29 protein-coding genes are annotated in these 25,808 nt (G+C 62.3%); 12 read left to right on the top strand and 17 right to left on the bottom strand.

Annotation, left to right across the window (positions count from 1 at the left end):
• The first annotated feature begins 55 nt into the window (after nucleotides 1-55).
• On the top strand, nucleotides 56-637 hold the full coding sequence (locus C5J24_RS17355) for a GNAT family N-acetyltransferase (protein ID WP_105419519.1): 582 nt from the start codon (nucleotides 56-58) through the stop codon (nucleotides 635-637).
• 3 nt (nucleotides 638-640) lie between these two features.
• On the opposite strand, the gene C5J24_RS17350 is transcribed toward C5J24_RS17355, so the two are convergent.
• Both C5J24_RS17350 and C5J24_RS17345 read right to left on the bottom strand, forming a co-directional pair.
• On the bottom strand, nucleotides 641-1,291 hold the full coding sequence (locus C5J24_RS17350) for a hypothetical protein (RefSeq protein ID WP_105419517.1): 651 nt from the start codon (nucleotides 1,289-1,291) through the stop codon (nucleotides 641-643).
• 1 nt (nucleotide 1,292) lies between these two features.
• Entirely contained in the window at nucleotides 1,293-1,601 is a 309-nt protein-coding gene (locus C5J24_RS17345) for a DUF3572 domain-containing protein (RefSeq protein WP_105419515.1), read from the bottom strand.
• A gap of 132 nt (nucleotides 1,602-1,733) precedes the next feature.
• Here C5J24_RS17345 and C5J24_RS17340 point away from each other — a divergent pair, with 132 nt between their 5' ends.
• Nucleotides 1,734-2,105, top strand: coding sequence for a response regulator (locus C5J24_RS17340; protein WP_007765577.1), 372 nt, complete (start codon nucleotides 1,734-1,736; stop codon nucleotides 2,103-2,105).
• Between the two features lie 16 nt (nucleotides 2,106-2,121).
• Nucleotides 2,122-3,492 carry a PleD family two-component system response regulator gene (locus C5J24_RS17335; protein WP_105419513.1) on the top strand — a complete coding sequence of 457 codons (1,371 nt, stop codon included), beginning with the start codon at nucleotides 2,122-2,124 and terminating at the stop codon, nucleotides 3,490-3,492.
• Nucleotides 3,493-4,328: 836 nt separating this feature from the next.
• Here the strand turns inward: C5J24_RS17335 and rpmG are convergent.
• The 6 genes from rpmG to topA all read right to left on the bottom strand — a co-directional run bounded on the left by rpmG (nucleotide 4,329) and on the right by topA (nucleotide 11,946).
• Nucleotides 4,329-4,496, bottom strand: coding sequence for a 50S ribosomal protein L33 (gene rpmG / locus C5J24_RS17330; protein ID WP_003547442.1), 168 nt, complete (start codon nucleotides 4,494-4,496; stop codon nucleotides 4,329-4,331).
• Nucleotides 4,497-4,587: 91 nt separating this feature from the next.
• Nucleotides 4,588-5,772: an MFS transporter gene (locus tag C5J24_RS17325; RefSeq protein ID WP_105419511.1), complete on the bottom strand. Its 1,185-nt coding sequence runs from the start codon at nucleotides 5,770-5,772 to the stop codon at nucleotides 4,588-4,590.
• Between the two features lie 10 nt (nucleotides 5,773-5,782).
• Nucleotides 5,783-6,469 (bottom strand): NUDIX hydrolase, encoded by a 687-nt coding sequence (locus C5J24_RS17320; RefSeq protein ID WP_105419509.1) that lies wholly within the window; start codon nucleotides 6,467-6,469, stop codon nucleotides 5,783-5,785.
• Nucleotides 6,466-6,918, bottom strand: a complete 453-nt coding sequence (locus C5J24_RS17315; protein WP_105419507.1) for a DUF983 domain-containing protein — start codon at nucleotides 6,916-6,918, stop codon at nucleotides 6,466-6,468. The genes C5J24_RS17320 and C5J24_RS17315 overlap by 4 nt, the downstream gene beginning before the upstream one ends.
• Before the next feature lies 1 nt (nucleotide 6,919).
• A complete protein-coding gene (gene rnr, locus C5J24_RS17310) occupies nucleotides 6,920-9,274 on the bottom strand; it encodes a ribonuclease R (RefSeq protein ID WP_105419504.1) in 2,355 nt (784 codons plus the stop codon).
• Nucleotides 9,271-11,946: a type I DNA topoisomerase gene (gene topA / locus C5J24_RS17305; RefSeq protein ID WP_105419503.1), complete on the bottom strand. Its 2,676-nt coding sequence runs from the start codon at nucleotides 11,944-11,946 to the stop codon at nucleotides 9,271-9,273. Before topA ends, rnr begins: the two co-directional genes overlap by 4 nt.
• 245 nt (nucleotides 11,947-12,191) lie before the next feature.
• Between topA and C5J24_RS32385 the strand changes: the two genes are divergently transcribed.
• The gene (locus tag C5J24_RS32385; protein ID WP_105401045.1) at nucleotides 12,192-12,398 is read left to right on the top strand and encodes a hypothetical protein; all 207 of its coding nucleotides are present in this window, start codon (nucleotides 12,192-12,194) and stop codon (nucleotides 12,396-12,398) included.
• Here the strand turns inward: C5J24_RS32385 and dprA are convergent.
• From dprA to C5J24_RS17270, 6 genes are all read right to left on the bottom strand, one after another.
• The gene (gene dprA / locus C5J24_RS17295; RefSeq protein ID WP_105419501.1) at nucleotides 12,378-13,520 is read right to left on the bottom strand and encodes a DNA-processing protein DprA; all 1,143 of its coding nucleotides are present in this window, start codon (nucleotides 13,518-13,520) and stop codon (nucleotides 12,378-12,380) included. The two genes, C5J24_RS32385 and dprA, sit on opposite strands and share 21 nt — an antisense overlap.
• A gap of 13 nt (nucleotides 13,521-13,533) precedes the next feature.
• Entirely contained in the window at nucleotides 13,534-14,196 is a 663-nt protein-coding gene (plsY, locus tag C5J24_RS17290) for a glycerol-3-phosphate 1-O-acyltransferase PlsY (RefSeq protein ID WP_105419499.1), read from the bottom strand.
• Entirely contained in the window at nucleotides 14,165-15,451 is a 1,287-nt protein-coding gene (locus tag C5J24_RS17285; RefSeq protein ID WP_105419497.1) for a dihydroorotase, read from the bottom strand. Before C5J24_RS17285 ends, plsY begins: the two co-directional genes overlap by 32 nt.
• Entirely contained in the window at nucleotides 15,448-16,389 is a 942-nt protein-coding gene (locus C5J24_RS17280; RefSeq protein WP_046667737.1) for an aspartate carbamoyltransferase catalytic subunit, read from the bottom strand. The genes C5J24_RS17285 and C5J24_RS17280 overlap by 4 nt, the downstream gene beginning before the upstream one ends.
• 74 nt (nucleotides 16,390-16,463) lie before the next feature.
• Nucleotides 16,464-16,778, bottom strand: a complete 315-nt coding sequence (locus C5J24_RS17275) for a type II toxin-antitoxin system RelE/ParE family toxin (protein ID WP_105419495.1) — start codon at nucleotides 16,776-16,778, stop codon at nucleotides 16,464-16,466.
• Nucleotides 16,779-16,783: 5 nt separating this feature from the next.
• The gene (locus C5J24_RS17270) at nucleotides 16,784-17,050 is read right to left on the bottom strand and encodes a type II toxin-antitoxin system ParD family antitoxin (protein ID WP_105419493.1); all 267 of its coding nucleotides are present in this window, start codon (nucleotides 17,048-17,050) and stop codon (nucleotides 16,784-16,786) included.
• A 160-nt stretch (nucleotides 17,051-17,210) separates the two neighbouring features.
• On the opposite strand from C5J24_RS17270, the gene C5J24_RS17265 reads away from it, so the two are divergent.
• Entirely contained in the window at nucleotides 17,211-18,863 is a 1,653-nt protein-coding gene (locus tag C5J24_RS17265) for an acyl-CoA dehydrogenase family protein (RefSeq protein WP_105419491.1), read from the top strand.
• Here C5J24_RS17265 and C5J24_RS17260 read toward each other — a convergent pair.
• Entirely contained in the window at nucleotides 18,845-19,780 is a 936-nt protein-coding gene (locus tag C5J24_RS17260) for an AEC family transporter (RefSeq protein WP_105419489.1), read from the bottom strand. The genes C5J24_RS17265 and C5J24_RS17260 overlap by 19 nt on opposite strands.
• A gap of 200 nt (nucleotides 19,781-19,980) precedes the next feature.
• The gene (locus tag C5J24_RS17255; RefSeq protein WP_205836953.1) at nucleotides 19,981-20,247 is read right to left on the bottom strand and encodes a hypothetical protein; all 267 of its coding nucleotides are present in this window, start codon (nucleotides 20,245-20,247) and stop codon (nucleotides 19,981-19,983) included.
• Between the two features lie 181 nt (nucleotides 20,248-20,428).
• Here C5J24_RS17255 and C5J24_RS17250 point away from each other — a divergent pair, with 181 nt between their 5' ends.
• The 3 genes from C5J24_RS17250 to C5J24_RS17240 all read left to right on the top strand — a co-directional run bounded on the left by C5J24_RS17250 (nucleotide 20,429) and on the right by C5J24_RS17240 (nucleotide 22,245).
• Nucleotides 20,429-21,073 (top strand): TetR/AcrR family transcriptional regulator, encoded by a 645-nt coding sequence (locus C5J24_RS17250; RefSeq protein WP_046636606.1) that lies wholly within the window; start codon nucleotides 20,429-20,431, stop codon nucleotides 21,071-21,073.
• A 65-nt stretch (nucleotides 21,074-21,138) separates the two neighbouring features.
• Nucleotides 21,139-21,624, top strand: coding sequence for a group II truncated hemoglobin (locus tag C5J24_RS17245; RefSeq protein ID WP_105401052.1), 486 nt, complete (start codon nucleotides 21,139-21,141; stop codon nucleotides 21,622-21,624).
• 294 nt (nucleotides 21,625-21,918) lie between these two features.
• Nucleotides 21,919-22,245, top strand: coding sequence for a DUF6105 family protein (locus C5J24_RS17240; protein ID WP_105419487.1), 327 nt, complete (start codon nucleotides 21,919-21,921; stop codon nucleotides 22,243-22,245).
• Here C5J24_RS17240 and ruvX read toward each other — a convergent pair.
• A complete protein-coding gene (ruvX, locus tag C5J24_RS17235; protein WP_046667735.1) occupies nucleotides 22,188-22,676 on the bottom strand; it encodes a Holliday junction resolvase RuvX in 489 nt (162 codons plus the stop codon). The genes C5J24_RS17240 and ruvX overlap by 58 nt on opposite strands.
• Before the next feature lie 130 nt (nucleotides 22,677-22,806).
• On the opposite strand from ruvX, the gene C5J24_RS17230 reads away from it, so the two are divergent.
• The 4 genes from C5J24_RS17230 to C5J24_RS17215 all read left to right on the top strand — a co-directional run bounded on the left by C5J24_RS17230 (nucleotide 22,807) and on the right by C5J24_RS17215 (nucleotide 25,774).
• Complete coding sequence (locus tag C5J24_RS17230; RefSeq protein WP_105401054.1) at nucleotides 22,807-23,508, top strand: metal-dependent hydrolase; 702 nt, start codon at nucleotides 22,807-22,809, stop codon at nucleotides 23,506-23,508.
• Between the two features lie 109 nt (nucleotides 23,509-23,617).
• Nucleotides 23,618-23,905 carry an Asp-tRNA(Asn)/Glu-tRNA(Gln) amidotransferase subunit GatC gene (gatC, locus tag C5J24_RS17225; protein WP_105401055.1) on the top strand — a complete coding sequence of 96 codons (288 nt, stop codon included), beginning with the start codon at nucleotides 23,618-23,620 and terminating at the stop codon, nucleotides 23,903-23,905.
• Between the two features lie 57 nt (nucleotides 23,906-23,962).
• The gene (gene gatA / locus C5J24_RS17220) at nucleotides 23,963-25,444 is read left to right on the top strand and encodes an Asp-tRNA(Asn)/Glu-tRNA(Gln) amidotransferase subunit GatA (protein WP_105419485.1); all 1,482 of its coding nucleotides are present in this window, start codon (nucleotides 23,963-23,965) and stop codon (nucleotides 25,442-25,444) included.
• Nucleotides 25,445-25,507: 63 nt separating this feature from the next.
• A complete protein-coding gene (locus C5J24_RS17215) occupies nucleotides 25,508-25,774 on the top strand; it encodes a hypothetical protein (protein ID WP_105419483.1) in 267 nt (88 codons plus the stop codon).
• Nucleotides 25,775-25,808: the final 34 nt, after the last annotated feature.

Here is a 25,808-nt window from a genome sequence, read left to right as displayed (position 1 = left end):
CCGCGACGTTAAGGCTTAAGCTCGTGAGTCACAAGGGACGGTGTGGAGGTTTGGCGTGGATATCGATCTTCGTTTCGAGCCCGTGACGGCAGAGCGCTGGGGGGATTTCGAAATGCTCTTCGGCCCACAGGGTGCCTTCTACCACTGTTGGTGTGTCGCTCTGCGCCTGCCACATGCGGTGCGCACCAGGATGCAGCCGCAGGAGCGGAAGGATCATATCCACGACCGTATAAATGCTGGTCCGCCGCCCGGCATTCTGGCCTACGCGGATGGCGGGCCGGTCGCCTGGGTGCAGGTCGGACCGCGCCATGATGTGCCGCAGTTCAATTCGCCGCGCACCGTCTCGCGCCCGCTGGAGGAGGGGGATGCAACCGATCCCTCTGTCTGGGCGGTCAGCTGCTTTTTCCTGACGCCGAAGCTCAGGGGCAAAGGGCTGAGCCACCGCCTGCTGTCAGGCGCCATCGACTATGCACGCCAGATGGGGGCTCGGTTCGTCGATGCGTGTCCGATCGATCATGTGAAGCAGTCGAAATCGGTGACGCTGTGCATTGGCTCGACGGCGATCTTCGACGCTGCAGGTTTCGACGTGGTGGAGCGCCGCAAGGACGGACGACCGCTGATGCGGCTGGAGCTTTAGATGTCAGGCGGCTTTGGACTGGATGTGGCTACGGATCAGTCCGGCGGCATGGGTCCAGTCCATCGCCCGGACGATACCTTCGTCCGGTTTCGGCGCCAGCAGATGCAGGGGCGAGTCCGGCATCATGTGGAGGACGAGGCATTCGGCGACGTGATCCCGCACCGAGTGGAGATTGTGCGCCATGTCGTCGATGAAGACGCAGGGCAGGGGACGTCCGGCATGCAGGCGCTGCATGATCGGACCCTTGGGCTCTTCGCTGGCGATCAGCGGGAAGGTGAGGCCGATCTGGTCGAGAAGCCGGCGGCGGTGGTCGCGATAGCGCGGCGGCATGGCGGTGAGGAACACGATGTCCGCATCGTCCGACAGCGTCTGCAGTGTCTGGACGACAAGTTCGGTCGGGATCTGCCAGTTTTCCTGCGCCTCGAAAAAGGCTTCGATCAGCCGCCGCACCTGCGCAGGCTCGAGCGCCGTCTGGGTCTCGGCGGAGACGATATTGCCGGTAAGGCGGAAGGAGCGCGGCAGCAGTTCATGACCTTCGCCGCGCAGAAAATCCTGAAAGGGGGCCACGAAGTGCAGCACCACATCGTCGATATCGCAAACGACAAGCGGCCGGTCGCCGAGGCGCACATGGGAAAGGTCGAGGATCTCGCTCATCTCAATAGTCGCCGGAGTCGAGCCCGGGACCGGAATAATGCTGCCAGGCTGCTGCCACGGTCTCGGGTTTTGTACCCGTCGCCTCACAGAAGGCGAGCAGCGTCGGTTCGTGACCCATCAGGAAATCGATCATCCCCGCAAGAAAGCCCGGATCGTTTACCGCATTGCGCAGCTGGTTGGGCTGTACGCCGGAAAGGGCGAGGAATCGGCCCAGCATGTCGGGTTCGTTGGCGAGCCATCCGAGAATGGCGCCTGCCGTCTCTTCCGCTTTGGCTTCGTTGCTTCGAGCATTACCGGGATCGCGCCGCATTATCCGCCGAGTTACCTCTTTTTCAACTAAATGGCTTTACCGTGCCTGATAGGCGCTCTGTGGAATCGGCCGTTCCGGGAGCTTATATACTGAAGGCACTCATGCAAGCCGGGATTTAAGGAACGGATCGCTATGCCCAAACGGGTCATGATCGTCGAGGACAACGAGCTGAACATGAAGCTCTTCCGCGACCTGATCGAAGCATCGGGATACGATACCATCCAGACCCGCAACGGTATGGAAGCGCTTGATCTTGCACGGAAACATCGCCCCGACCTAATTTTGATGGACATCCAGTTGCCCGAAGTTTCGGGTCTGGAAGTCACCAAATGGCTGAAGGAAGACGATGAATTGCACGTCATTCCGGTAATCGCGGTGACCGCCTTTGCGATGAAGGGCGACGAGGAACGCATTCGCCAGGGCGGTTGCGAGGCCTACGTCTCGAAACCCATCTCGGTGCCGAAGTTTATCGAGACAATTAAAACATATCTCGGCGACGCGTGAAAACGGGACGGACCTCATGACGGCGCGGATACTGGTAGTCGACGATATTCCGGCGAATGTGAAGCTGCTCGAAGCCAGGCTTCTGGCTGAATATTTCGACGTCCTGACCGCCGACGACGGCTACAAGGCGCTGGCAATCTGCGACAGCACGCATGTGGACCTGATCCTGCTCGACATCATGATGCCCGGCATCGACGGTTTCGAAGTCTGCGAGCGGCTGAAGGGCAATCCGCGCACCGCCCATATTCCGGTCGTCATGGTCACCGCGCTCGACCAGCCCTCCGACCGCGTGCGCGGCCTGAAGGCCGGCGCCGACGACTTCCTGACCAAACCGGTCAATGACCTGCAGCTCGTTTCGCGCGTGAAAAGCCTGGTGCGGCTGAAGACGCTCAGCGACGAGCTGCGTATCCGCGCCGACACTGCCAGCAACATCGGGCTGGAAGACATGCTCAAGGGTGCCGACGGCCGCGAAGAGACGGCCCAGGTTCTGCTCGTCGATGGCCGCGCAAGCTCGCAGGAGCGCATCATCAAGGCACTGAAGCCGGTTGCCGGCGTCATTGCCATGTCCGATCCGCAGGCAGCGCTTTTCGAAGCGGCGGAGAGCCCTGTCGATATGGTGATCGTCAACGCCAATTTCGACGAATACGATCCACTGAGGCTCTGCTCGCAGCTGCGCTCGTTGGAGCGCACCCGCTTCCTGCCGCTGCTGCTGGTGACCGAGATGGGCGCCGACGATTTGATCGTGCGAGCGCTCGACCTCGGCGTCAACGATTATATCGTCCGGCCGATCGATCCGAACGAACTCGTTGCCCGCGTGCTCACCCAGATCAAGCGCAAGCGCTACAATGATCGCCTTCGCATGAGCGTCCGCCAGACGATCGAGCTTGCCGTCACCGACGGGCTGACCGGCCTCAGCAACCGGCGTTATCTCGACAATCACCTCAAGGTTCTGTTCAACCGGGCTGCCGCGCGCTCCAAGCCGCTGTCCGTCTGCATCACCGATATCGACCGCTTCAAGTCGGTCAACGATGCCTACGGTCACGATGCCGGCGACGAGGTGCTGAAGGAGTTCGCAGCCCGCGTCCGCTCGACCGTTAGGGGAGCCGATCTTGCCTGCCGTTACGGGGGTGAGGAATTCGTGGTGGTCATGCCCGATACCGACGCTATGTCGGCCGGAGCGATTGCCGAACGGCTGCGCAGCATCATCGAGAGCCAGCCGTTCCATTTGAAGACAGCGGGTATCATGCTCAACATCACCGCCTCGCTCGGCCTCGCCTGCAGCACGCAGGGCGCCGAAACGCCGGAACAGCTCCTGAAGCAGGCCGATCGCGCGTTGTATGAAGCGAAAAATGGCGGGCGCAACCGGGTGGTTGCCGCAGCCGCGTAGAGAATCAGCAGATACTGAAATTCCTGCCCCGCCTTCGCCGAATGGCGAAAACACCGAGAAAAAAGCGCCCGGTCCCCAGTTATTTTTGAGCGGAACCCAACTTTTTGTAGGTGCTAATTAATGGAAGAATTTCATGAACAGCTGTCAGTTAACGGGACTGCTGCAGCGCATTCAAGAAATTTCGAATGTATCCGCGCACTCTCAGATTTGCCGGCAGAGAATAGCTGTTTGTATTGGCTTTGAATTTTTTGCATGGCTGAGAAGATAGACAGTGCTCGCCAAGGATGTGCTTGAAAGTTGGAAGGCATTTCTGAGAGCTAGATCAAAGTAAGCATATAAAGCGCCGGGAGTAACTTTGGATTTATGCCAGGAAAATCGAAAAAATATCAGTAGCGGCCGCGGATTTTAACCAACAACAGTGAAGGATTCGGTTCGAGATTAAGATTGTGTTGATTTTCTTTTCGTTTTGCGCAATTTTGGCCCCGACCAGACAGTGTACCCGAAATGGTACATAGATACCCCATGATGCTCAGGTCCGCCGCATCTCCTGGGTCGTGGGGTCGGTCGACCGGCAGGCATACCAAAGCGGTTCCTCGTGCCGTGATTGCAGGCTGGTCGACCCCCATTTGAAAGCGCCGCTTCCAGTTTCTGGAGCGGCGCTTTTTCATTTCTACGCAGCCCGTCCCGCTCTGGATCACTCGGCTACCGCAACGGCCCGAAAATCAGTTCCGAATTCTGGAAAGCCCGCGGCAATGGGAGAATGCTGGGTAAAGCCCAAAAGAAAAGGCGCCTGGCCCTATCGGCCGGCGCCCTTCGACAACCCTCGGATCAAGGTCTTACTTGATCTTGGTTTCCTTGAACTCGACGTGCTTCTTGGCGACCGGGTCGTACTTGGTCTTGGTCATCTTGTCGGTCATCGTGCGGCTGTTCTTCGTGGTGACGTAGAAGAAACCGGTGTCAGCCGTCGACAGCAGCTTGATCTTGATGGTCGTAGCTTTCGCCATGGTGTTCTGCCTCTAAGAAAAAATGAAGCCGCGGACGCGGGTTGGGTCCACGGCGAAATCTGGCGCGAAATTACAAATCGCGCCCGAAAAGTCAACTCCGTTTTGAGCGGAAAAGCATTCGGCAGATGGAAACCAGCACATAGAAGCCAAAGAATCCCGCCAATGCCCAGGCAAAACCGTCATTGCCGGCGATATCGATGGCCGCGCCGATGCCCTGCGGGCCGGCAACAGTGCCGACCGCATAACAGAAGATGAAGGCTGCGTTGGCCGCGGCAAGGTCGGCTCCGCTGAGCCGCGATCCGAGATGCGCCAGGCCGACGGTATAGAGGCCGGAGACGCAACCGCCCCAGAAGAACAGGACCACGGCCATCATGATCCAGTTCTCGATCAGGAAGGGCAGCGCAAGCGATCCTGCGACGCCGAGCACCGCCATGGCGGTCAAGAGTGGCCGCCGATCCCTCAGCTTGTCGGAATAGAGGCCGAGCGGGATCTGGAAGGCCATATTGCCGATGCCCATCACCGTCAGCAGCAGGGCGGCCTGCTGCTCGGTCAGCGCAGACCGAATCGCATAGATCGGGAACAGCGACAGCCCGCCCGCCGAAACCGCGCCGAAGGCGAATACCGCCGCGGTCGCCGTCGGCACAAGGAAGATGTAGTGGAAGAAGTGCCGGTCCGGCTTGGTATCCAGCACGGGGCTTTCATTGCGGGCGATGAAGATCGGGATGATCGCCAGCATGATGATCGCCGCGCCGACCAGGAAGGGCAGGACGCCGTCGCTGCCGAGCGCAGAGAAGAGCAGGGGTCCGATCGCGAAGCCGATGGCCAGCACCGTGGCATAGATGCCGAGAACGAGCCCACGGCGCCGGGGAGGGGCCGCCTCGTTGATCCAGAATTCGGACAGGATGAAAAGCGTCGTCGTCGCGCCGTGGAAGGTGAAGCGCAACGGGAACCACATCCAGAAGGCATCCGCGTAGTAGAAGCCGATGGCGCTGACTGCGGCGACGAGCACCGCGAACATCATCGTCCGCGCCACGCCGTAGTCGTGAGCGATCTTGGTGGTGATCGGCGCGGCAGCCATGGAGGCGACGCCGGCCATGGCTGCGTTGAGGCCGATCAGGGTGGAGGAAATTCCGCGCTTTTCAAGAATGATGCTGAGGAGCGGCAGGCCGAGGCCGATGGCGATGCCCACTGCACTGATGGCGGATATGGCGGCGATCAGCGATGGCCAGTGAATCTTGTCGACATGGCCGTTGGCGTCTGTCGTCGGCTGAGCCATTCAATATTCCTTACAGTCGGCTGCGGACGAATCGTCCATGACGCATGAAGTAGAAGGACACCGGGCTTCCAAACGGTAAAGATGGATCGGAGACCCTCAGGTTTTTCACGTCCTCCAGAACCGCCTGCGTGATGCGCGGGAGTTTCAGACCCGAAAGCTCGGCAATGTCAAGCCAGCGCACGTCCTGAAGTTCGCTTGAATCGCCCAGGCGCGTCATGTCGAAGCGGGTTTCGTCGGCGAAGGTGAGAAAGAAGCGGGTATCGTAGCGCCGGACATTGCCGGGCGGCGTGATGGCGCGGGCGACATAGCGCAGGCGGGAGAGGTCGGCAGCGCCGCCGCAGGCAAGCCCGGTCTCCTCCTGGAGTTCCCTGAGGGCCGCGAGCGCCAATGCCCGGGCGCGGGCCGAGGTCATGCGGGCGGTGGTGCCTGCCGCCAGCTTTTCGAAGACGAGCGGGTCGAGGTCGGCGCCGAAGGGAAGGGCATGGTCGCGAGGGTCGCGCTTGCCGCCCGGGAACACGTAGACATCCGGCATGAAGACATGGCCGCTGCCGCGCCGGCCCATGAGGACCCGGGGAGCCACGTCCGAGCGATCGATCAGGATCAGGGAAGCTGCGTCCTTGGGCGCCACGCCGGCCACACGCGCATGCTTCGGCGCGTCCATTGCGAACGGAGCCTGTTCCTCGGCAGACGATGTCATGCGATCGGTCCGCCCCGGCCCGGATCGACGGCTTCGTCGTCCGTGCCATTGAAGCCGTGCATCTTCAGCGCCCATTGGAAGCCGATGACGCCGCCCTTGATCGGCTGGATAGTCAGAAGCGCCGCGAGGATCGCCAGCGGCACCCAGATGGCGAGATGCACCCAGGGCGAGACGCGAAGCGTCATGTCGGTCAGCATGTAGCCCGTCATCAGCACGTGGCCGACGACGACGATGACGAGATAGGCCGGCAGGTCGTCGGCGCGGTGATGATAGATTTCCTCGCCGCAGACGGCGCAGGTATCGACCGGTTTGAGGAACGCCCGGAACAGGCGGCCGGTGCCGCAGGCAGGACAGGTGCAGAGCAAGCCCCGCCTGATGGAGCGGCCGAGTGGCCTTTCGGCCTCCTGTGCGCCACCGTATCGGACCGTCTGTTCGTCCTGCTTCTGCATCCTATCTCCTTCGGCCGCTCCGCGGAGGCCGCGTGCCGGGTTGGGTCCGGCCACGCCGCCCCGATTTGTGGAAGGAGCGGATCGCGGTCGGCAATTTCTTGCCCTCGCTCAGCATCTCGAACTGCAGCGCGCCGGCAAGCGGGATGGCCTGTTTCAGCCGCACATCGACCGTATCGCCGATCTGGTAGCCCAGACCGGTCTTCTCTCCGGACAGCGCCTGATGCGCCTCGTCGTAGATGAAGTAGTCGTTGCCGAGCGTGGATATAGGTATGAATCCGTCCGCACCATAGGTCGGAAGCGAGACAAATAGTCCCGCCTTGGTGACGCCGGAGATCCGGCCGACGAATTCCTCGCCAATGCGCTCGGAGAGGTGATGGGCGATCAGCCGGTTGATCGTGTCGCGCTCGGCGGCCATCGCGCGGCGTTCGAAGGTCGAGATCTCGGCGGCGATATCGTCGAGCTGGGCCTCTTCCTCCGGCCTGATACCGCCTTCGCCCAAGCCCAGCGATCCGACCAGCGCGCGATGCACGATCAGGTCGGCGTAACGGCGGATCGGCGAGGTGAAATGCGCGTATTTCATCAGGTTGAGGCCGAAATGGCCGATATTCTCGGGGCTGTAGATCGCCTGGCTCTGGGAGCGCAGCACCATCTCGTTGACCATCACCTGGTGGGCGGTGCCCTCGGCTTTGGCGAGAATGCCGTTGAACGAGTTGGCGCGCATCTGGCCGCCCTTGGCCATCGGAATACCGAGCGTCGCGAGAAACTCGCGCAGCGTCTCCTGCTTGGCAAGCGAGGGCGTGTCGTGGATGCGGTAGATCAGCGCCTGGCGCTTTTTTTCCAGCGTCTCGGCGGCAGCGACGTTCGCCTGGATCATCATCTCTTCGATGAGTTTATGGGCATCGAGCCGGTCCGGCACGAAGACCCGGTCGACCGTGCCGTCGGGCTTCAGCAGGATCTTGCGCTCCGGCATGTCGAGTTCAAGCGGCTGGCGGCGGTCGCGGCCGCGCTTCATCACCCCATAGGCATGCCAGAGCGGCTTCAGGATCGGCTCGAGCAGTGGCCCCGTCTTGTCGTCCGGCTTGCCGTCGATCGCGGCCTGGGCCTGCTGGTAGGAGAGCTTGGCGGCGCTCTTCATCATAATCCGGTGGAAGGTGTGGCCGGCCTTGCGGCCTTCCTTCGAAAACACCATCCGCACCGCAAGTGCGGGCCGGTCCTCGCCTTCGCGCAGCGAGCAGAGGTCGTTGGAGATACGTTCGGGCAGCATCGGCACGACCCGGTCCGGGAAATAGACCGAATTGCCGCGCTTCAGCGCCTCGCGGTCGAGCGGCGAACCGGTGCGGATGTACCAGGAGACGTCGGCGATCGCGACGGTGACGATCACGCCGTCCGGATTGTCGGGCGAGGGGTCGAGCTCGGCATAGACGGCGTCGTCATGGTCCTTGGCGTCGGCCGGGTCGATGGTGATCAGCGGCAGCGAACGCCAGTCCTCGCGCTGCGCCATGGTGGCGGGCCTGGCTGCTTCGGCCTCGTCCATCACCTGCTTCGGAAAGATGTGCGGAATGCCGTGCGAATAGACGGCGATCATCGAGATCGCCTTTTCCGAGCCGATCGTGCCGACGATCGACAGAACCCGGGCGCGGGGAAGGCCGAAGCGGCCCGAACGGACCACTTCCGTCTCGACTAGGTCGCCATCCTTGGCCTCGCCGATATCGGCGGGCTCGATCACCATTTCCTCGCCGCGCCGGTCGATCGGCAGCAGGCGCAGTTCGCCATCGGCGAGCTTGTGGACGATGCCGAGCGAGGCCCCGCGGCGCTTGTCGATGATCTTGATGACGCGGGCGGTATAGGCAGGACCGGTCCGGTCCTTGTTGGGGAAGATCTTTGCCAGCACCCGGTCGTTGAGGCCTGCGGCAATCGCCCTGCCTTTGCCGCGACTGTCGGACGACTGGCGGATGAGTACCGCCGGCGCCGCACCCAGATCCTCCGGCCATTCGGCCGGGCGGGCGATCAGTTCGCCATCCTTGTCGCGGGTGGTGATGTCGAGAACGGTGACCGGCGGCAGCGCATCGGGACGGGTCAGCGACTTGCGGCTCTTCTTGAGAAGGCCTTCCTCCTCCAGCGTCCGCAGGAGATCCTTCAGTTCGACGCGGGTGTCGCCCTTTAGCCCGAAAGCCTTGGCGATCTCCCGCTTCGACCCCTTGTCCGGGTTTTCGGCGATGAATTCGAGCAGGACATCACGCGGCGGCACGGCACCGTGGATGATCACCGGCTTCTCCGTTGCGGAAGCGGCGTGACCGCGGGCAACCTTTTCGGGGCGTTTTCCCGGATGTCTCGATCTATCGCGTGGTTCTCTCACGTGCCTGTCTTCTTCGCCTTGGGTGCGGCCTTCTTCACCGGAGCTTTCGCCTTGGCGGCCGTCTTGGCTTTCGGTGCTGCCTTCTTGGTGTCGGTGGTCGTCTTGGCGGCGGCTTTCTTCGGCTTTGCCTTGGACGACGGCGCCTTGCCGCCCTTTTCGATGATGAAGGCCATAGCCTGCTCCATCGTCACCGATTGCGGGTCGAGCCCCTTCGGCAGCGTGGCGTTGACCTTGCCCCAATTGACGTAGGGGCCGTATTTGCCGTCACGCACGGTGATCGTGCCGCCGTCCGGATGGTCGCCGAGTTCCTTCAGTGCCGCAGGCGTGCCACGGCCGCGGCCACCGCCAGCCGCCACCTTGCTCTGCTTTTCGGCAAGCACGGTCACAGCGCGGTTGAGGCCGATCGAGAACACGTCCTCGATGCTCTCCAGGTTGGCATAGCTGCCGTCATGGAGCAGGAACGGCCCGTAGCGGCCAAGCCCTGCCGAAATCATCTTGGCTGATTCCGGATGTTTGCCGACGTCGCGCGGCAGGTTGATCAATGCCAGCGCCTTTTCGTGGTCGATGTCCTCGGGCTTCCAGCCTTTGGGCAGCGACGAACGCTTGGCTTCCTTGCCTTCGCCGCGCTGGATATAGGGGCCGAACCGGCCGGAACGCAGCGTCAGTTCCTCGCCCGTGTGCGGATCGGCACCGAGTGCCTTCGGTTCGTTGAGAGCGTTCGCTTCCGCATCCGCGCCGCCTTCCGAGGAAAGCTGGCGGGTGTAGTTACAGTCCGGATAGTTCGAGCAGCCGACGAAGGCGCCGTATTTGCCGAGCTTCAGCGACAGGTTGCCCGTGCCGCAGACCTGGCAGATGCGCGGATCGCTGCCGTCCTCCCGCTTCGGGAAGACCAGCGGCGCCAGCGTCTCGTTCAGCGCATCGAGCACGTTGGTGACGCGCAGTTCCTTGGTGTCCTCGATCTGGGCGAAGAAATCCTGCCAGAATTCGCGCAGAACCTGCTTCCAGTCCAGTTCGCCGGCAGAGATCTTGTCGAGCTTTTCTTCCAGATCGGCGGTGAAGTCGTATTCCACGTATTTCGTGAAGAAGCTTTCGAGGAAGGCGGTCACCAGCCGGCCCTTGGAATGCGGGATCAGCTTTCGCTTGTCCATCGTCACGTATTCGCGGTCGCTCAGCGTCTTCAGCGTCGCCGCATAGGTGGACGGCCGGCCGATGCCGAGCTCTTCCATCTTCTTGATCAGCGAGGCTTCCGAATAACGCGGCGGCGGCTCGGTGAAGTGCTGGCTGGCATTCACCTTGTTCTTGTCGAGCTTTTCGCGGGCATTGATCTCGGGCAGGCGACCATCTTCATCGTCATCCTCGCCCTTTTCGGCATCCTCGCGGTTGTCCACGTAGGCGCCGAGAAAGCCGTCGAAACGGATCACAGAGCCGACGGCGCGCAGGCCAGCCTTCTCGCCCTGGTTGTCGGCAAGGATCTCGACCGTGGTGCGCTCGATTTCGGCGGACGCCATCTGGCTGGCGATGCCGCGCTTCCAGATCAGCTCGTAGAGACGGGCCTGGTCGGCGTCGAGATAACGGCGCACCTGGTCCGGGGTGCGGGTGAATTCGGTCGGGCGGATCGCTTCGTGGGCTTCCTGGGCGTTTTTCGCCTTGGTGGAATAGAAGCGCGGCTTCTCCGGCAGGTAACGCTGTCCAAACTGGTCGACGATGGCGCTGCGGGCAGCATCGACCGCTTCCGGCGCCATCTGCACGCCGTCGGTACGCATATAGGTAATGAGACCGACCGTCTCGCCGCCGATATCGACGCCTTCATAGAGCTTCTGCGCCACCTGCATGGTGCGCGAAGCGTTGAAGCCGATATTGGAGGAGGCGGCCTGCTGCAGCGTCGAGGTGGTGAAGGGCGGGCCGGGGTTGCGCTTGACGGGCTTCGCCTCGACCGTATCGACCAGATAGGTCGCGCCGTCGAGCAGCGCCTTCAGGCGGTTGGCGTCCTCGCCGTTCTTGATCGAGCGGGCCTGCAGCCGCTTGCCGTCGGCCGAGACGAGGCGCGCCTCGAACTCGTCGCCGCGCGGGGTGCGCAACAGCGCCGACAGGTTCCAGTATTCTTCCGAGACGAAACGTTCGATCTCCGACTCGCGGTCGCAGACGAGCCGCAGTGCAACCGACTGCACGCGGCCTGCCGAGCGTGCGCCCGGCAGCTTGCGCCACAGCACCGGCGACAGATTGAAGCCGACCAGATAGTCGAGGGCGCGGCGGGCGAGATAGGCGTCCACCAGCGGCACGTCGATATCGCGCGGATTGGCCATCGCATCGAGCACGGCCTTCTTGGTGATGGCGTTGAAGACGACGCGCTTGACCGGCTTGTCGCCGATCAGCTTCTTCTTCTTCAAAAGGTCGAGCACGTGCCAGGAAATGGCTTCACCTTCGCGATCCGGGTCGGTCGCGAGGAACAGGCCGTCCGAGCCTTTCAGGGCATCGGCGATATCCTTCATGCGCTTCTGGGAGGCGCTATCGACTTCCCACAGCATTTCGAAGTCCTGGTCGGGAAGTACGGAACCGTCCTTGGCCGGGAGATCGCGCACATGGCCGAACGAGGCGAGAACCTTGTAGCCGGGGCCGAGATACTTGTTGATTGTCTTGGCCTTGGCGGGAGATTCTACGACGACAACATTCATTTTGCTTCTCTGCAATAGAGGCTTGGCCCGGAACCTTTGCAGTCCAGGCGGAAATCTGACCTCCCGACATGGAGGGCGTTTGCCTCGCGGTCAAGGGGCGTGTGCCAAATTATAGGGTACAACGAGATGCAACCACAGGAAGATTTACAATTGGTTGCAATCTTAAATAAATGCGATATGGTCCCTCGCATACCTCGAGGTGAATTTATTTGGACCGGTGGCCGACTTTTTTGACAGGATAGAATATGATTTCCCGAAGTGAGACAAACGGCCGGCGTGAGGACGATACCAGGGAGAGTATAGCCTATATAAGGCAGATGCTCGGAGAGCTCCGGCAGGTCGCCTTGGGAGAGGGAGCCGATATGCTCTGTTACCTCATCGAGATGGCCTATGTAGAGGCGGGGGATGTACAGGCGGGCCGGCGTCCCCGCTCAGTCTTCCATCGCGATTGAAACCAGACCGCCGACATGCCGATGCAGCCGGCCGGCGAGATCAAGTTCCAGCAGGATGAGATAGACGGAAGAGGCGGGCAGTTCCGTGTGGCGGATGATGTCGTCCACTTCGACCGGCGTCGGCCCCAGCGCCGAAACGATGATCGCCCGGTCGTCGTCATTGGGCGGCAGTATGTCGCTGAACTTCTTGGGCTCTTCCACCACAGAGCCGCTGAACAGATCGAGTTGCGAGAGCGGCGCCAGGGCTTCGATGACGTCGGCAGACCCGGTTGTGACGATGGCGCCCTGTTTCAGGAGCCCGTTGGTGCCGTGGCAGCGCGGATCGAGCGGCGAGCCGGGAACGGCGAAGACAAGCCGTCCGAAATCGGTCGCCATCCTGGCGGTGATCAGCGAGCCGGAACGCTCCGCTGCCTCGACCACGACGACGCCGAGCGAAATGCCGGATATCAGCCGGTTGCGGCGGGGAAAATCCCGTGCGCGGGGCTCCCAGCCGAAGGGCATTTCACTGACGGCAAGGCCTGCACCCTCGGTGATCTCGTCGAGCAGAGGCACGTTCTCCGGAGGATAGGGCTGGTCGAGCCCGCCGGCCAGCACCGCGATCGTTCCGGTTTCCAGGCTGGCCCGATGGGCGGCGGTATCGACGCCGCGGGCAAGGCCTGACGTCACCGTATAACCGGCCCGGCCGCAATCCCTTGCGATCATCGCCGCGAACTTGGCGCCCGATATCGAAGCGTTGCGTGATCCGACGACGCCGACCGACGGACGTGTCGCGGCGGAAAGGTCACCTTTCATGGCAAGAAGCGGTGGCGCGCCTTCGATCTGGCGCAACGCCGGCGGATAGTCCGGTTCGCCGATGCCGATGAAGCGAGCCCCAAAGCGATGAGCGGCTTCGAGTTCGCGTTCAGCCTCCTCCACCCCGGCAATCCTGATCGCTCTGGTCGCTCCGCCGCGGGCGGAGAGTTCGGGTAGCATGGCAAGAGCGTTTTCCGCCGAGCCGCAGTGGTTGATGAGATCTCGAAACGTGGCGGGGCCGACATTGTCCGAACGGATCAGCCTCAGCCAGGCGATCCTTTGCCTCTCCGTCAGCGCAATTCCTGTTCGTTTCGCGCTGCCGTCCGGCATTGTTTCCCCCGGTCTATCCCTTTTGGCCGATCCTGCTTTCGGTGCCGGCAATCAGCCGCTTGATATTTTCTTCGTGCTTCCACCAGGAAATCGCGGTCATGACGGCCAAGACGAGCGCGATCTTCGGCTCGTTTAAGAACCACAGCACAACCGGAATGACAAGAGTTGCAACCAGAGCGGAGAGCGACGAATATTTGCTGATCTTGGCGACGCCGAGCCAGATCGCCGCAAACACCAGCACCATCCAGGGAGCGACGCCGAGCAGCGTGCCGATATAGGTGGCGACGCCCTTGCCGCCCTTGAAACCGAGCCAGACCGGGAAGAGATGACCCATGAAGGCCGCAAAGCCGGCAAGCAGGCCGGCTTCTTTCCCGAACAGATACCAGGCGATCAGCGCAGCGACGGTCGCCTTCAGCGCGTCGAGCAGCAGGGTGGCCGCGGCAAGCTTCTTGTTGCCGGTGCGCAGCACGTTGGTGGCGCCGATATTGCCCGATCCGATCGACCGGATATCGCCGAGGCCCGCCGCACGGGTGAGGATCAGGCCGAAGGGAATGGAACCGAGCAGATAGCCGAACACCAGCGCGGTCAGTGCGATCGGCAGAGTGATCTGCCAGTTGAAGAGTTCACTCACGCCCGTGCTCCCCTTAAAGCGTGTAGACGCACTTGCCGGCCACATAGGTGGCGACGGCGCGGCCCGAGAAACGCGCGTCTTCGAACGGCGTGTTCTTCGACCGCGACAAGATCATATCCTTCGAAACGATCCAAGGCTCGTCGAGATCGATCAGCGTGATATCCGCCTTGGCGCCGGGCTTCAGCGTGCCGGCATCGAGGCCGAAGATCTGCGCCGGCCGGGTCGACATCGCATCGATCAGCCGCATCAGCGGCACGCGGCCGTCATGGTGCAGGCGGAGTGCGGCCGCGAGCAGGGTCTCGAGGCCGATCGCCCCGTCCTCGGCATCGGCAAACGGCAGGCGCTTGGTATCGACGTCCTGTGGATCGTGCGAGGAGACGATGATGTCGATCGTGCCGTCCGCGAGCGCATCGGCCATCGCCACGCGGTCGTCCTCGGAGCGCAGCGGCGGCGAGAGCTTGAAGAAGGTGCGGTACTCACCGATGTCGTTCTCGTTGAGCGCCAGGTGATTGATCGAGACGCCGCAGGTGGCGTTGGCCCCGCGGGCGCGGGCGACGCGCATGGCTTCGGCCGATTCCGCCACGGAGATCTTCGCCGCGTGGTATTTCGCCCGCGTCAGGCCGGCGATCCTCAAATCCCGTTCGAGCGGGATGATCTCCGCTTCCTTCGGCACACCGGACAGGCCGAGCCAGCTCGCGAACAGGCCCTCGTTCATCACGCCGTTTCCGAGATATTTTTCGCGCAGTTCCAGCGAGACGACCGCATCGAACTCGCGCGCATAGGTCATCACCCGGCGCAGGAGCAGCGTATCGGAAAGCCCGTGCCGGCCGTTGGTGAAGGCGACGGCGCCCGACTGCTGCAGCAGGCCGATCTCGGTCATTTCCTTGCCGGCCAGCCCCTTGGTGAGGGCGGCGGCCGGATGGACGTTGACGACCGCCTTGTCGCGCGCCGTCTTCTGCACGAATTCGACCAGCGCGATATCGTCGATCACAGGATCGGTGTCGGGCATCATGATGAAGGAAGTGACGCCGCCGGCCGCCGCCGCCCGGCTTGCCGATTCGATCGTTTCGGTGTGTTCGGCGCCCGGTTCGCCGACATAGACGCGGGCATCGACGAGGCCCGGCGTCGCGACGAGGCCCTGGCAGTCCCGAACCGTCGCGCCTTCCGGCGCGCCCTGGTTCTGGGCATCCTTGCCCGATGCGAGGATGCGGCCGTTGGCGCCGATGATGATCGTGCCGGTCTCGTCGAGATTGCGCGACGGGTCGATGATGCGGAGGTTCTTCAGCACGGTAGGGGTCATGCGCGTTCTCCCTGGTTCTGGGAGACGAGCAGGGCCTCCATCACGGCCATGCGGACCGCGACCCCCATTTCCACCTGTTCCTCGATGACGCTCTGCGGACCATCGGCCACTTCGGATGCGATCTCGACGCCGCGGTTCATCGGGCCGGGGTGCATGACCAGCGCATCCGGTTTGGCAGCCTTCAGCTTTTCGGCATCGAGCCCGTAGAAGCGGAAATATTCGCGCACCGACGGCACGAAGGCGCCGGCCATTCGCTCGCGCTGCAGGCGCAGCATCATCACCACGTCGGCATCCTTGAGGCCTTCTTCCATGGAATGAAAGACCTCCACGCCCATGTCCCTGATGCCGGAAGGCAGCAGCGTCGACGGCGCCACCACGCGAACCCGCGCGCCCATGGCGTTGAGCAGGAGAATATTAGAGCGCGCGACGCGCGAATGCAGCACGTCGCCGCAGATGGCGACGATGATGCGCGACAGCTTGCCCCTGGCGCGGCGGATGGTCAGCGCGTCGAGCAGAGCCTGGGTCGGATGCTCATGCTGGCCGTCGCCGGCATTGATCACCGAGCAGGCGACCTTTTGCGCCAGAAGTGCGGCGGCCCCGGCCGAGGAATGACGCAGCACCAGCACGTCCGGGCGCATGGCATTCAGCGTCATCGCCGTGTCGATCAGCGTTTCGCCTTTTTTCACCGAGGAATTGCCCACCGACATGTTCATCACATCGGCGCCGAGGCGTTTGCCGGCGAGCTCGAAGGACGATTGTGTACGGGTGGAAGCTTCGAAGAACAGGTTGATCTGGGTGAGACCACGCAGCGTGGAGGTCTTTTTCTCCCGCTGCCTCGAAATCTTCACGGCCTCGTCGGCCTTGTCGAGAAGAAAGGTGATATCCTGTTCGGTTAGGCCCTTGATGCCAATCAGATGGCGGTGAGGGAAGAAGACCATGGACACGTCTCCGCTTGCGTTCGGCGGTCTATAAGGTCTGACGGCAGGAGCCGCAAGCGGGCGCGGGGTTTATCTCACTGCTTGTTTGAGAGTATGGCTTCGTAGTCCCGGCCACGATAGAAGATGTTGAGGACTTCCACCGTGTCTCCATTTAAGCGGTAGAGAATGACTGCGCTCCGCTCGAACGGCACGAGACGCACTCCCTCTCCAAGGTCGCCGCGGGAAATGCCGCCTCTCGGAACGTCGCTGATGCGCTCACAACGCTCGAAAATCCTGTCGGTAAAACTTTGGGCAGTCGCCAGGCTCTGGCTGATGTCGAGGACATAGAGAAATATTGAGTCAATATCGCGAAGAGCTTCCGGCCTATATGTTACCGGAAGGTGCTCCATCGCAGCTAACTTTTGTGCCGCGCATAAAGGGCATCGAGATGCTGGCGAACCTCGGCACCCGTCAAGCTGGGGCGCGGGTCGTCGATCGATTTTCGCACCCGCTGGCGAATCGCTTCGATCCGGCTTTCCTGGTCTTCGTCTTCTCGCAGCAGTGCGCCGACGGCAGCACGCATGGCGTCATCCGTAGAGCTGTAGCGCCCGGACTCAACCCACTCCTTGATGGCGTCAGCCATATCGTCAGGCAGCGTGATGCTCAGTTTTTGTTCGCCCATGACAAAGCCTTATCTCCGCCGTTTGAAAATACGATGAAAGGCTGTGTTTCGCAAATGCTACGACCGTTTCTCAATGTGGGTGCGGCCTTTTGTTGAGAACGCCAGAAATCCTGAGCGGGCGCCGTTCCCAGGCCCGGTAACTTCCGCTAGAACCCGTTTCATGAACCAGATGTCGCGCGCCGAAGAAAAATTTGCCGAACTGAACCAGCCAAAACCCTGGTCCGGCATCAATGCCTACCGATCCGATCCGCTGGTCGTCGACCTGACGAGCACGCTGAACCGCACCATCCGCGAGGAATACGACCAGCTCGGCCGTTACGTGACTTCGCCGGAGGCGCAGGAACTGGCGCGCATGGCGAACGAGAACCCGCCGAAGCTGAAGACCCACGGTCCGCGCGGCGAGCGGCTTGACGTCGTCGAGTTTCATCCGGCCTGGCATGCGCTGATGCGCCGTTCGATGCAGACCGGCCTGCATTCCTCGGTCTGGGAAAACATCCCCGAAGCCAAGGGCCACGAGCACAAGGCGCGGGCGACACGATTCTATCTGTCGGCGCAGCTCGAATGCGGCCATCTCTGCCCGCTGACCATGACCAGCGCCTCGATTGCCGCACTGATGGCCTCGCCGCGCGTACAGAAGGAATGGGCGCCAAAGATCCTGTCGCGCAAATACGATTCGACGAATCGCCCGGCCCTGCAGAAGAGCGCGGTGACCCTCGGCATGGGCATGACCGAGAAGCAGGGCGGCACGGACGTGCGCGCCAACCGCTCGACCGCCGAGCGGGTCGGCGAGGGCATCTACCGGCTCTCCGGCCACAAGTGGTTCATGTCGGCGCCGATGAGCGACGGTTTCGTGATGCTGGCCAAGACCGGCGACGGGATCGGCTGCTTCCTGGTGCCGCGGCTGCTCGAGGACGGGTCGGCGAACGGCCTGCAGTTCCAGCGCTTGAAGGACAAGGTCGGCAATCGCTCGAACGCGTCCTCCGAAGTCGAATTCACCGATGCGTTCGGTTATCTGCTTGGCGAACCGGGCGGCGGCATCCGCACCATTCTTGACATGGTGACCCTGACGCGGCTCGATTGCGCGCTGGCATCTGCCGGCATCATGCGCGCCTCGCTCGCCGAAGCGGTCCACCACACCCGCGGCCGCAGCGTCTTCGGCAAGAAGCTCGTCGATCAGCCGCTGATGACGCGCGTGCTTGCCGACATGGCGCTCGATGTTGCCGCGGCGACGGCGCTTAGCTTCCGGCTCGCCGACTCCTTCGATCGGGCGGCCAGCAACCCGGCCGACGCGGCTTTCGCCCGGGTCATGACGCCGGTCATCAAATACTGGAACTGCAAGATCGCGCCCGCGCTGATCTACGAGGCGATGGAGTGCATCGGCGGCAACGGTTATATCGAGGAACGGCCGATCGCCCGGCATTACCGCGAGGCTCCGGTCAATGCGATCTGGGAAGGCTCGGGCAATGTGATGGCGCTCGACGTGCTCCGTGTCCTGTCGCGCGGGCGGGACCTGTTCAACACGGTGCTCGCCGGTTTCGAACGGGATCTCGGTCCTGCGGGCCGAAAGACGGTCGAGGTTCTGCGCGCCGCCATGGCGCTCTGCGAGACCGACGAGGGAGCTGCTCGGCTTCTGGTGGAGCAGCTTGCACTTGCGGCTGCGGCCGCCGAACTGGTGCGGCTCGGTGCCGGCAAGATCGCCGACGCTTTCCTGGAAACGCGGCTCGCCGGCGGCTGGCGCTCGACCTACGGCATGCTCGATGCCCGGTTCGACGCTCGCTACATCGTCGACCTGCTTTATCCCGCAGCGACGTAGGCGACAGCCGTCATCACGACAGGAATGGTGAGGAACGAGGCGACGACCTGCAGGGTCGCCGCCGCCGCATACATGTCCGCATCGCCGTTCAGCTGTTTCGCCAGCAGATAGCCGTTCATCGCGGTCGGAACCGCGGCACTCAGTGCCAGAAGCACGAGGGCGCTGCCCTGGATGCCGCACAACATGCCGACGCCCACGGCGACGATCGGGAAAGCGATCAGCTTCAAGAACACGGCGAGGAGAGTGATCGGCCTCGGCTTGAGCGCGTCCATGACCCGCAGGCCGGCGCCGACCGTGATCAGACCGAGGCTGAGCGAAGCCTGCGACAGCAGGTCGACCGCCACCATCACCGGTTCGTAGATCGAAATGCCGGCGACGTTGACGACGATGCCGAGCGCCGTCGAGACGATCAGCGGATTGGTGCAGACTCTATAGAAGATGGCCTTGTAGTTCCGGTCGTGGCCGGAGAACCACAACAGCACGGTCACATTGATGAAGTTGAGCGGAATGATGATCGCCGCCATCACCAGGCCGACCATGGTCAGGCCCTGCTGGCCGTAGGTCTTTGCGGCGATCGCCAGCGCCATGAAGGCATTCCAGCGCGTCGCCGTCTGGAACAGCGAGGTATAGGCCGGCCCGCCGACGCGCAGGTTCCGCAGCAGAGGCCATGCCAGCAGCAATCCGCCCGACATCACCAAAACGGAAACGATCGCCGCGAAACTGACCGTCAGGGTCTCGGTATTCGAAAAGTCGGCCTTGGCCATCGTCGAAAACAACAGGGCCGGAAACATCACCCAGTAGCTGCACTGTTCGAGCCCGTCCCAGAAATCGGCATTGATGATCGGCGCACGTTTCAATCCCACGCCGAGGAGGACGAGAAGGAAGATCGGCAGAACGCTTTGGAAGACGATGAGCATGGAGGATGGCACGTCGGTGGGAGGATAGATCTCGTTAGTCCTCCCATGCCGAGAGTGCAATGCGCAGCCCCGCAAAATCAGGTGCTGCGCGCGCAATCCTGTGCATGGGCACCGAGACCGCTTGCGGCGGTTGACGGCTCGGACTATCGCGGTTGAAGATTGAAACCGAAACAGGCGGAAAATGCTCCAGATCCCTGAAGTCACAGCGCAACAAGGTTCGGTCGCCAAGGTGCGCAGCCGCGCCGGAAAACGGAAACGATCGCCGCGAAACTGACCGTCAGGGTCTCGGTATTCGAAAAGTCGGCCTTGGCCATCGTCGAAAACAACAGGGCCGGAAACATCACCCAGTAGCTGCACTGTTCGAGCCCGTCCCAGAAATCGGCATTGATGATCGGCGCACGTTTCAATCCCACGCCGAGGAGGACGAGAAGGAAGATCGGCAGAACGCTTTGGAAGACGATGAGCATGGAGGATGGCACGTCGGTGGGAGGATAGATCTCGTTAGTCCTCCCATGCCGAGAGTGCAATGCGCAGCCCCGCAAAATCAGGTGCTGCGCGCGCAATCCTGTGCATGGGCACCGAGACCGCTTGCGGCGGTTGACGGCTCGGACTATCGCGGTTGAAGATTGAAACCGAAACAGGCGGAAAATGCTCCAGATCCCTGAAGTCACAGCGCAACAAGGTTCGGTCGCCAAGGTGCGCAGCCGCGCCGGCACCGAGCGGGCGATCTTCCTGGCGGCTCGCGCGCTGCTTGCCGAACAGGGTTTTCAGGGTTTCGGCATCAACGCAGTGGCGCGCCGTGCAGGCTGCGACAAACAGCTCATCTATCGATATTACGGCGGTCTCGACGGGCTGATCGAGGCGATCGGCGCCGATCTCGGCACCTGGGTCAAGGACCGCATCCCGGAAGATACCGGCGGGATGTTCCTGCTGACCTACGGCGACCTGATGGAGAAACTCTCCATCTATTTCATGGAAGCACTGCGCGACGACCCGCTGGTCTGCAAGATCGTCGCCTGGGAGGTCTCGCAGGATACGCCGCAGGTCCGCCGGTTGTCGGAAGCCCGCACCAAGGCGCTCGGCAAATGGCTCGAAAAGATGCGCGGCTCGCTGACACCGCCCAAGGGCGTCGATGCCGCGACCACCAATGCGCTGCTGTTTGCGGCAATCCAGCACCTGGTGATCTCCGCCGCCGTGAGCGGCCAGTTTGCCGGCATGGCGCTCAAGACCGAGAAGGACTGGGATAAGGTCGGCAACGCGCTCCGCCGCCTGGTCCGCGCGATCTACGGCTGATCCGTGGCCAAGTCTTGAAGCCATGACGTCTGCCTCATATCTCTTGGGAAGACGGAGGGAACGCCATGACAGTGCCAACGCTTTATGAATGGATCGGCGGCTTCGATGCGCTCTTGCGTCTCACGACGGAGTTTTATCGACGCGTTCCGACGGACGACCTGCTCGGTCCGGTCTTTTCCGGGATGGACCCGGAACATCCACAGCATGTAGCCATGTTCATCGCAGAGGTCATTGGCGGGCCGAAGCTCTATTCGGAGCAGCGTGGCGGTCATCCGGCGATGGTGCGCCATCATCTTGAAAGGCACCTGACCGAGCCGATGCGCCGGCGATGGATCAACATCCTGCTCGATACCTATACGGATCTCGAACTTCCGGCCGACCCGGAGTTCACGTCTGCGCTGGTCGGCTATCTCGAATGGGGAACACGGCTTGCGGTCGTTAATTCGCAGCCCGGAGCCAAGGTTTACGAGCATGCCCCGATGCCGACATGGGGATGGGGCGAGACCGGCGGTCCTTATATTCCGAAGAAGCCGAAATCGCCGGCTGCCTGACCTGCTTTATCCACAGGCGCCCTTGCGAAATTAACCATCTCCCTCGGTTTCCGTTGCGGCAAATCCGTGCGGGCTTAAGTTCGGTGTTAACGCACTGTTAACTACGACGTTCGCCGAGTATCCGCGTATGGGAACTGCAATCCGGAATATAGCATTGCTGATCGTCATGACGACGGTCTTCGCGGCGCTGGCCATGGATATTGCCATTCCCGCATTGGCCCTGAGCCTTATGGCTCTATCGAGATGGCTCGTGTCTCTGGAACCGTATCCGGTAGAGTCGAGAGGGAGGACTGCATGAAGTGGTTCGTGATTTTGTGGGCCGGTCCGGTCCTGCTGCTGACCAGCTGGTACGGGCTTTCCTATTACGACATGAGCTTCGGCTTCTTCATGCTGACCCGACAGACGCATGATCTTGTCTTCCAGATCTACGGCAATATTCTTGGCATTCCGCCGGAAACCATTCCGCCATTGGTGGCGCGCGCCATCGCATTCGACAGCCTGGTCGTGTTTGCGATTATCGCCTTCCGCAAGCGCCGCGAGATCGCCGCCTGGTGGAGCAAGCGTCAGCTGGCGAAATCGGTCTCCCTGCCGAGCGACGAGAGCCTGTCCAGAGCGCCCTGAAGAATGAAGCTTGCCGCGGCGGAATCGATCCGCTCGGCACGTTTGGCCCGCGACACGTCCATTTCCAGAAGCGCCCGCTCGGCGGCCACCGTCGACAGCCGCTCGTCCCAGAAGACGAAGGGCAGGGCGGTCTTTTCCGACATCGAGCGCACGAAGGCGCGCGTCGCCTGGACGCGCGGACCGGCCGAGCCGTCCATGTTCGTGGGCAGGCCGATCACGAAGCCCGCCACTTTTTCCTTCTCGGCAAAGGCGAGCAGCACTTCGGCATCCTTGGTAAACTTCACCCGTTTGATGACCGGACGTGGCGTGGCAAATCGGCGGCCGAGATCCGACATGGCGAGCCCGATCGTCTTGGTGCCAAGGTCGAGCCCGGCAATCGCCTGTCCGGGTTTAAGAGCCTCAGCCAGTTCCTCGATGGTCATCACTGTCATGCGTTCTTCATCCCGGGGATCCAAATAGCGTGTCCAGAGCGGGTTTGTCCCACCCTCTGTCCCACTTCCCTTTAGCCTCATATCGGCTATGTGTCGTCATTATCTCACATCATTTCGAGGAGAGTTTTCCATGAAGATCACCTGGCTCGGCCATTCCGCATTCCGCATCGAGACCGCCAAGGCCAAGATCCTGGTCGACCCGTTCCTGACCTATAACCCCGCCTTTGCCGGCCAGGATATCAAGGCTGCTGCCGAAGGCCTGACCCATATCCTGCTGACCCACGGCCATGGCGACCATGTCGGCGACACGATCCAGATCGCCAAGGAAACCGGTGCCGTCGTGCTCGCCAACTACGACCTCGGCGTCTGGCTGGCAAAGAAGGGCGTCGAGAAGCTCGAAATGGGCAATACCGGCGGCACGATCGGCTTCGACGGGTTCACCGCCACCTTTACCAATGCGCTGCACTCGTCTGCCTCGCTGACCGAAGACGGCGTTTCGCACTGCCTCGGCAATGCCAATGGTCTGATGCTGCATTTCGACGACGAGCTCTCCGTCCTCCACATGGGCGATACCGACATCTTTTCAGACATGGCCCTGATCAACGAACTGCACCAGCCGGATATCGGCATCGTGCCGATCGGCGACCGTTTCACCATGGGCGGTGCCGTCGCTGCGCTCGCCTGCCAGCGTTTCTTTGATTTCAAGCACGCGCTGCCTTGCCATTATGGCCTGCCGGGCGTCGACCAGACGCCGGAAAAGTTCGTCAAGGGCATGGAAGGCTCCCGCACCCGGGTCGAGACGCCGGCGCCGGGCGGCAGCCTGACCTTCTGAATCGCATCCTTTCAGGCGGCGCGCCTTCGCAAAATGAGGCGCGCTCCCTGTTGCGAAGGGCGGGCATGGCCATTATAGCGAAGGGGAAATTTCCCATCGGAGTTATGCCATGTCCGTCGATCTCGCCACCGTCAAGCGCGTCGCGCGCCTTGCCCGCATTGCGGTCACCGAGGAAGATGCCAATCGCATGGTCGGCGAGCTGAACGGCATCATCAATTTCGTCGAGCAGCTTTCCGAAGTCGATGTCACGGGCGTCGAGCCGATGACGTCGGTCACCCCGATGGACATGCGCAAGCGCACAGACGCCGTCACCGATGGCGACAAGGCTGACGATATCGTCGCCAATGCGCCTTCTACCGACCATAATTTTTTCCTGGTGCCGAAGGTCGTCGAGTGAGCGCTGGATAGCGCCCCGCCGAACCTCCTCCTCGTATTCGAACCGTTTGAAGAGCCCATGACCGAACTCACCAGCCTCACCATTGCCGAAGCCCGCGAAAAGCTCGAAGCCAGGGAGTTCACCTCCGTCGAGCTGACCGAGGCCTATCTTTCCGCGATCGATGCCGCCAACTCGGTGTTCAACGCCTATGTGGCCGTGACGCCGGAAAAGGCGCTCGGCATGGCGAAGGCTTCTGACGAACGCCGTGCCGCAGGCACTGTCGGCGCCCTGGAAGGCATCCCGCTCGGCATCAAGGACCTGTTCGCCACCCGCGACGTCCATACCCAGGCCTGCAGTCACATCCTCGACGGCTTCCTGCCTAAATACGAATCGACCGTCACCCAGAACCTCTGGGACGACGGGGCGGTCATGCTCGGCAAGCTCAACATGGACGAGTTCGCAATGGGCTCCTCCAACGAGACCTCTCACTATGGCGCCGTGGTCAACCCGTGGCGGGCCAACGGTTCCAACCAGCAGCTCGTGCCGGGCGGTTCTTCCGGCGGTTCCGCCGCTGCGGTGTCTGCATTCCTGTGCGCCGGCGCTACCGCGACCGATACCGGCGGCTCGATCCGCCAGCCGGCCGCCTTCACCGGCACCGTCGGCATCAAGCCGACCTATGGCCGCTGCTCGCGCTGGGGCACCGTTGCCTTCGCATCCTCGCTCGACCAGGCCGGCCCGATCGCCCGCGACGTACGCGACGCCGCGATCATGCTGAGGTCGATGGCGTCCGTCGATGCCAAGGACACGACCTCTGTCGATCTGCCGGTGCCGGATTATGAAGCCTCGCTCGGCCAGTCGCTGAAGGGCATGAAGATCGGCATTCCGAAGGAATACCGCGTCGAGGGCATGCCGGAAGAGATCGAAAAACTTTGGGCTCAGGGCATCGCCTGGCTGAAGGATGCCGGTGCCGAGATCGTCGACATCACCCTGCCGCACACCAAATACGCGCTGCCGGCCTATTACATCGTCGCTCCTGCCGAAGCCTCGTCGAACCTCGCCCGTTACGACGGCGTGCGTTACGGCCTGCGCGTCGACGGCAAGGACATCGTCGACATGTACGAAAAGACCCGCGCTGCCGGTTTCGGCACTGAGGTCAAGCGCCGCATCATGATCGGCACCTACGTTCTGTCGGCCGGTTATTACGACGCCTATTACCTGCAGGCGCAAAAAGTCCGCACGCTGATCAAGCGCGACTTCGAAATCGTCTTCGACGCCGGCGTCGATGCGATCCTGACGCCCGCCACCCCATCGACGGCCTTCGGCATCGCCGACGAGGACCTCGCGTCCGATCCGGTCAAGATGTACCTCAACGACATCTTCACGGTGACGGTCAACATGGCCGGCCTGCCGGGCATCGCCGTTCCGGCCGGCCTCGACGCCAAGGGCCTGCCGCTCGGCCTGCAGCTGATCGGCAAGCCGTTCGAGGAAGAAACTCTGTTCCGCACCGCCCATGTCATCGAACAGGCCGCCGGCCGGTTCACGCCGGCGAAGTGGTGGTAAGCGGACCGATCATACGGAAAATGACGGCCGCCGATCATCGGGCGGTCGCCGGGGAGGTGGTTCATGGCTAAGACGGATCTGGCAGGATTGATCGAAGCGTTCGATCGCCTCGCGGCCGATGGTTTCGCCATGGGTGCGGACTGGCAGGCGGTGCACGAGATTTGCCAGGCCCATGAGGGCGAACAGCCTTTCGACTGGGGCCACGCTCTCTGTCACCGCATCGAAGGCGACGACTGGAACGCCGACTACTGGTACCGCCGCGCCGGCAAGCGACGTGCGAACTCGATCGCCGAGGACTGGACGGCGATGAGGGCTGAGCTTTCGGCTTAGAGCCTCGTCCGAGAATGGGGTTGGAAGGACCCGG

It is taken from the genome of Neorhizobium sp. T25_27 (assembly GCF_002968565.1).
Lineage (GTDB): Bacteria > Pseudomonadota > Alphaproteobacteria > Rhizobiales > Rhizobiaceae > Neorhizobium > Neorhizobium tomejilense.
Note: the sequence above shows the minus strand (reverse complement) of the source record. Positions and strands in the feature narration are given on the sequence as shown.

Excerpts from the sequence above, each read along its gene's own strand:
- C5J24_RS17350 (WP_105419517.1), bottom strand. The coding sequence starts at position 1,291 with ATGAGCGAGATCCTCGACCTTTCCCATGTGCGCCTCGGCGACCGGCCG.
- C5J24_RS17345 (WP_105419515.1), bottom strand. The coding sequence starts at position 1,601 with ATGCGGCGCGATCCCGGTAATGCTCGAAGCAACGAAGCCAAAGCGGAA.
- C5J24_RS17340 (WP_007765577.1), top strand. The coding sequence starts at position 1,734 with ATGCCCAAACGGGTCATGATCGTCGAGGACAACGAGCTGAACATGAAG.
- C5J24_RS17335 (WP_105419513.1), top strand. The coding sequence starts at position 2,122 with ATGACGGCGCGGATACTGGTAGTCGACGATATTCCGGCGAATGTGAAG.
- rpmG (WP_003547442.1), bottom strand. The coding sequence starts at position 4,496 with ATGGCGAAAGCTACGACCATCAAGATCAAGCTGCTGTCGACGGCTGAC.
- C5J24_RS17325 (WP_105419511.1), bottom strand. The coding sequence starts at position 5,772 with ATGGCTCAGCCGACGACAGACGCCAACGGCCATGTCGACAAGATTCAC.
- C5J24_RS17320 (WP_105419509.1), bottom strand. The coding sequence starts at position 6,469 with ATGACATCGTCTGCCGAGGAACAGGCTCCGTTCGCAATGGACGCGCCG.
- C5J24_RS17315 (WP_105419507.1), bottom strand. The coding sequence starts at position 6,918 with ATGCAGAAGCAGGACGAACAGACGGTCCGATACGGTGGCGCACAGGAG.
- topA (WP_105419503.1), bottom strand. The coding sequence starts at position 11,946 with ATGAATGTTGTCGTCGTAGAATCTCCCGCCAAGGCCAAGACAATCAAC.
- C5J24_RS32385 (WP_105401045.1), top strand. The coding sequence starts at position 12,192 with ATGATTTCCCGAAGTGAGACAAACGGCCGGCGTGAGGACGATACCAGG.
- dprA (WP_105419501.1), bottom strand. The coding sequence starts at position 13,520 with ATGCCGGACGGCAGCGCGAAACGAACAGGAATTGCGCTGACGGAGAGG.
- plsY (WP_105419499.1), bottom strand. The coding sequence starts at position 14,196 with ATGTGGCCGGCAAGTGCGTCTACACGCTTTAAGGGGAGCACGGGCGTG.
- C5J24_RS17285 (WP_105419497.1), bottom strand. The coding sequence starts at position 15,451 with ATGACCCCTACCGTGCTGAAGAACCTCCGCATCATCGACCCGTCGCGC.
- C5J24_RS17280 (WP_046667737.1), bottom strand. The coding sequence starts at position 16,389 with ATGGTCTTCTTCCCTCACCGCCATCTGATTGGCATCAAGGGCCTAACC.
- C5J24_RS17275 (WP_105419495.1), bottom strand. The coding sequence starts at position 16,778 with ATGGAGCACCTTCCGGTAACATATAGGCCGGAAGCTCTTCGCGATATT.
- C5J24_RS17270 (WP_105419493.1), bottom strand. The coding sequence starts at position 17,050 with ATGGGCGAACAAAAACTGAGCATCACGCTGCCTGACGATATGGCTGAC.
- C5J24_RS17265 (WP_105419491.1), top strand. The coding sequence starts at position 17,211 with ATGAACCAGATGTCGCGCGCCGAAGAAAAATTTGCCGAACTGAACCAG.
- C5J24_RS17260 (WP_105419489.1), bottom strand. The coding sequence starts at position 19,780 with ATGCTCATCGTCTTCCAAAGCGTTCTGCCGATCTTCCTTCTCGTCCTC.
- C5J24_RS17255 (WP_205836953.1), bottom strand. The coding sequence starts at position 20,247 with ATGCTCATCGTCTTCCAAAGCGTTCTGCCGATCTTCCTTCTCGTCCTC.
- C5J24_RS17250 (WP_046636606.1), top strand. The coding sequence starts at position 20,429 with ATGCTCCAGATCCCTGAAGTCACAGCGCAACAAGGTTCGGTCGCCAAG.
- C5J24_RS17245 (WP_105401052.1), top strand. The coding sequence starts at position 21,139 with ATGACAGTGCCAACGCTTTATGAATGGATCGGCGGCTTCGATGCGCTC.
- C5J24_RS17240 (WP_105419487.1), top strand. The coding sequence starts at position 21,919 with ATGAAGTGGTTCGTGATTTTGTGGGCCGGTCCGGTCCTGCTGCTGACC.
- ruvX (WP_046667735.1), bottom strand. The coding sequence starts at position 22,676 with ATGACAGTGATGACCATCGAGGAACTGGCTGAGGCTCTTAAACCCGGA.
- C5J24_RS17230 (WP_105401054.1), top strand. The coding sequence starts at position 22,807 with ATGAAGATCACCTGGCTCGGCCATTCCGCATTCCGCATCGAGACCGCC.
- gatC (WP_105401055.1), top strand. The coding sequence starts at position 23,618 with ATGTCCGTCGATCTCGCCACCGTCAAGCGCGTCGCGCGCCTTGCCCGC.
- gatA (WP_105419485.1), top strand. The coding sequence starts at position 23,963 with ATGACCGAACTCACCAGCCTCACCATTGCCGAAGCCCGCGAAAAGCTC.
- C5J24_RS17215 (WP_105419483.1), top strand. The coding sequence starts at position 25,508 with ATGGCTAAGACGGATCTGGCAGGATTGATCGAAGCGTTCGATCGCCTC.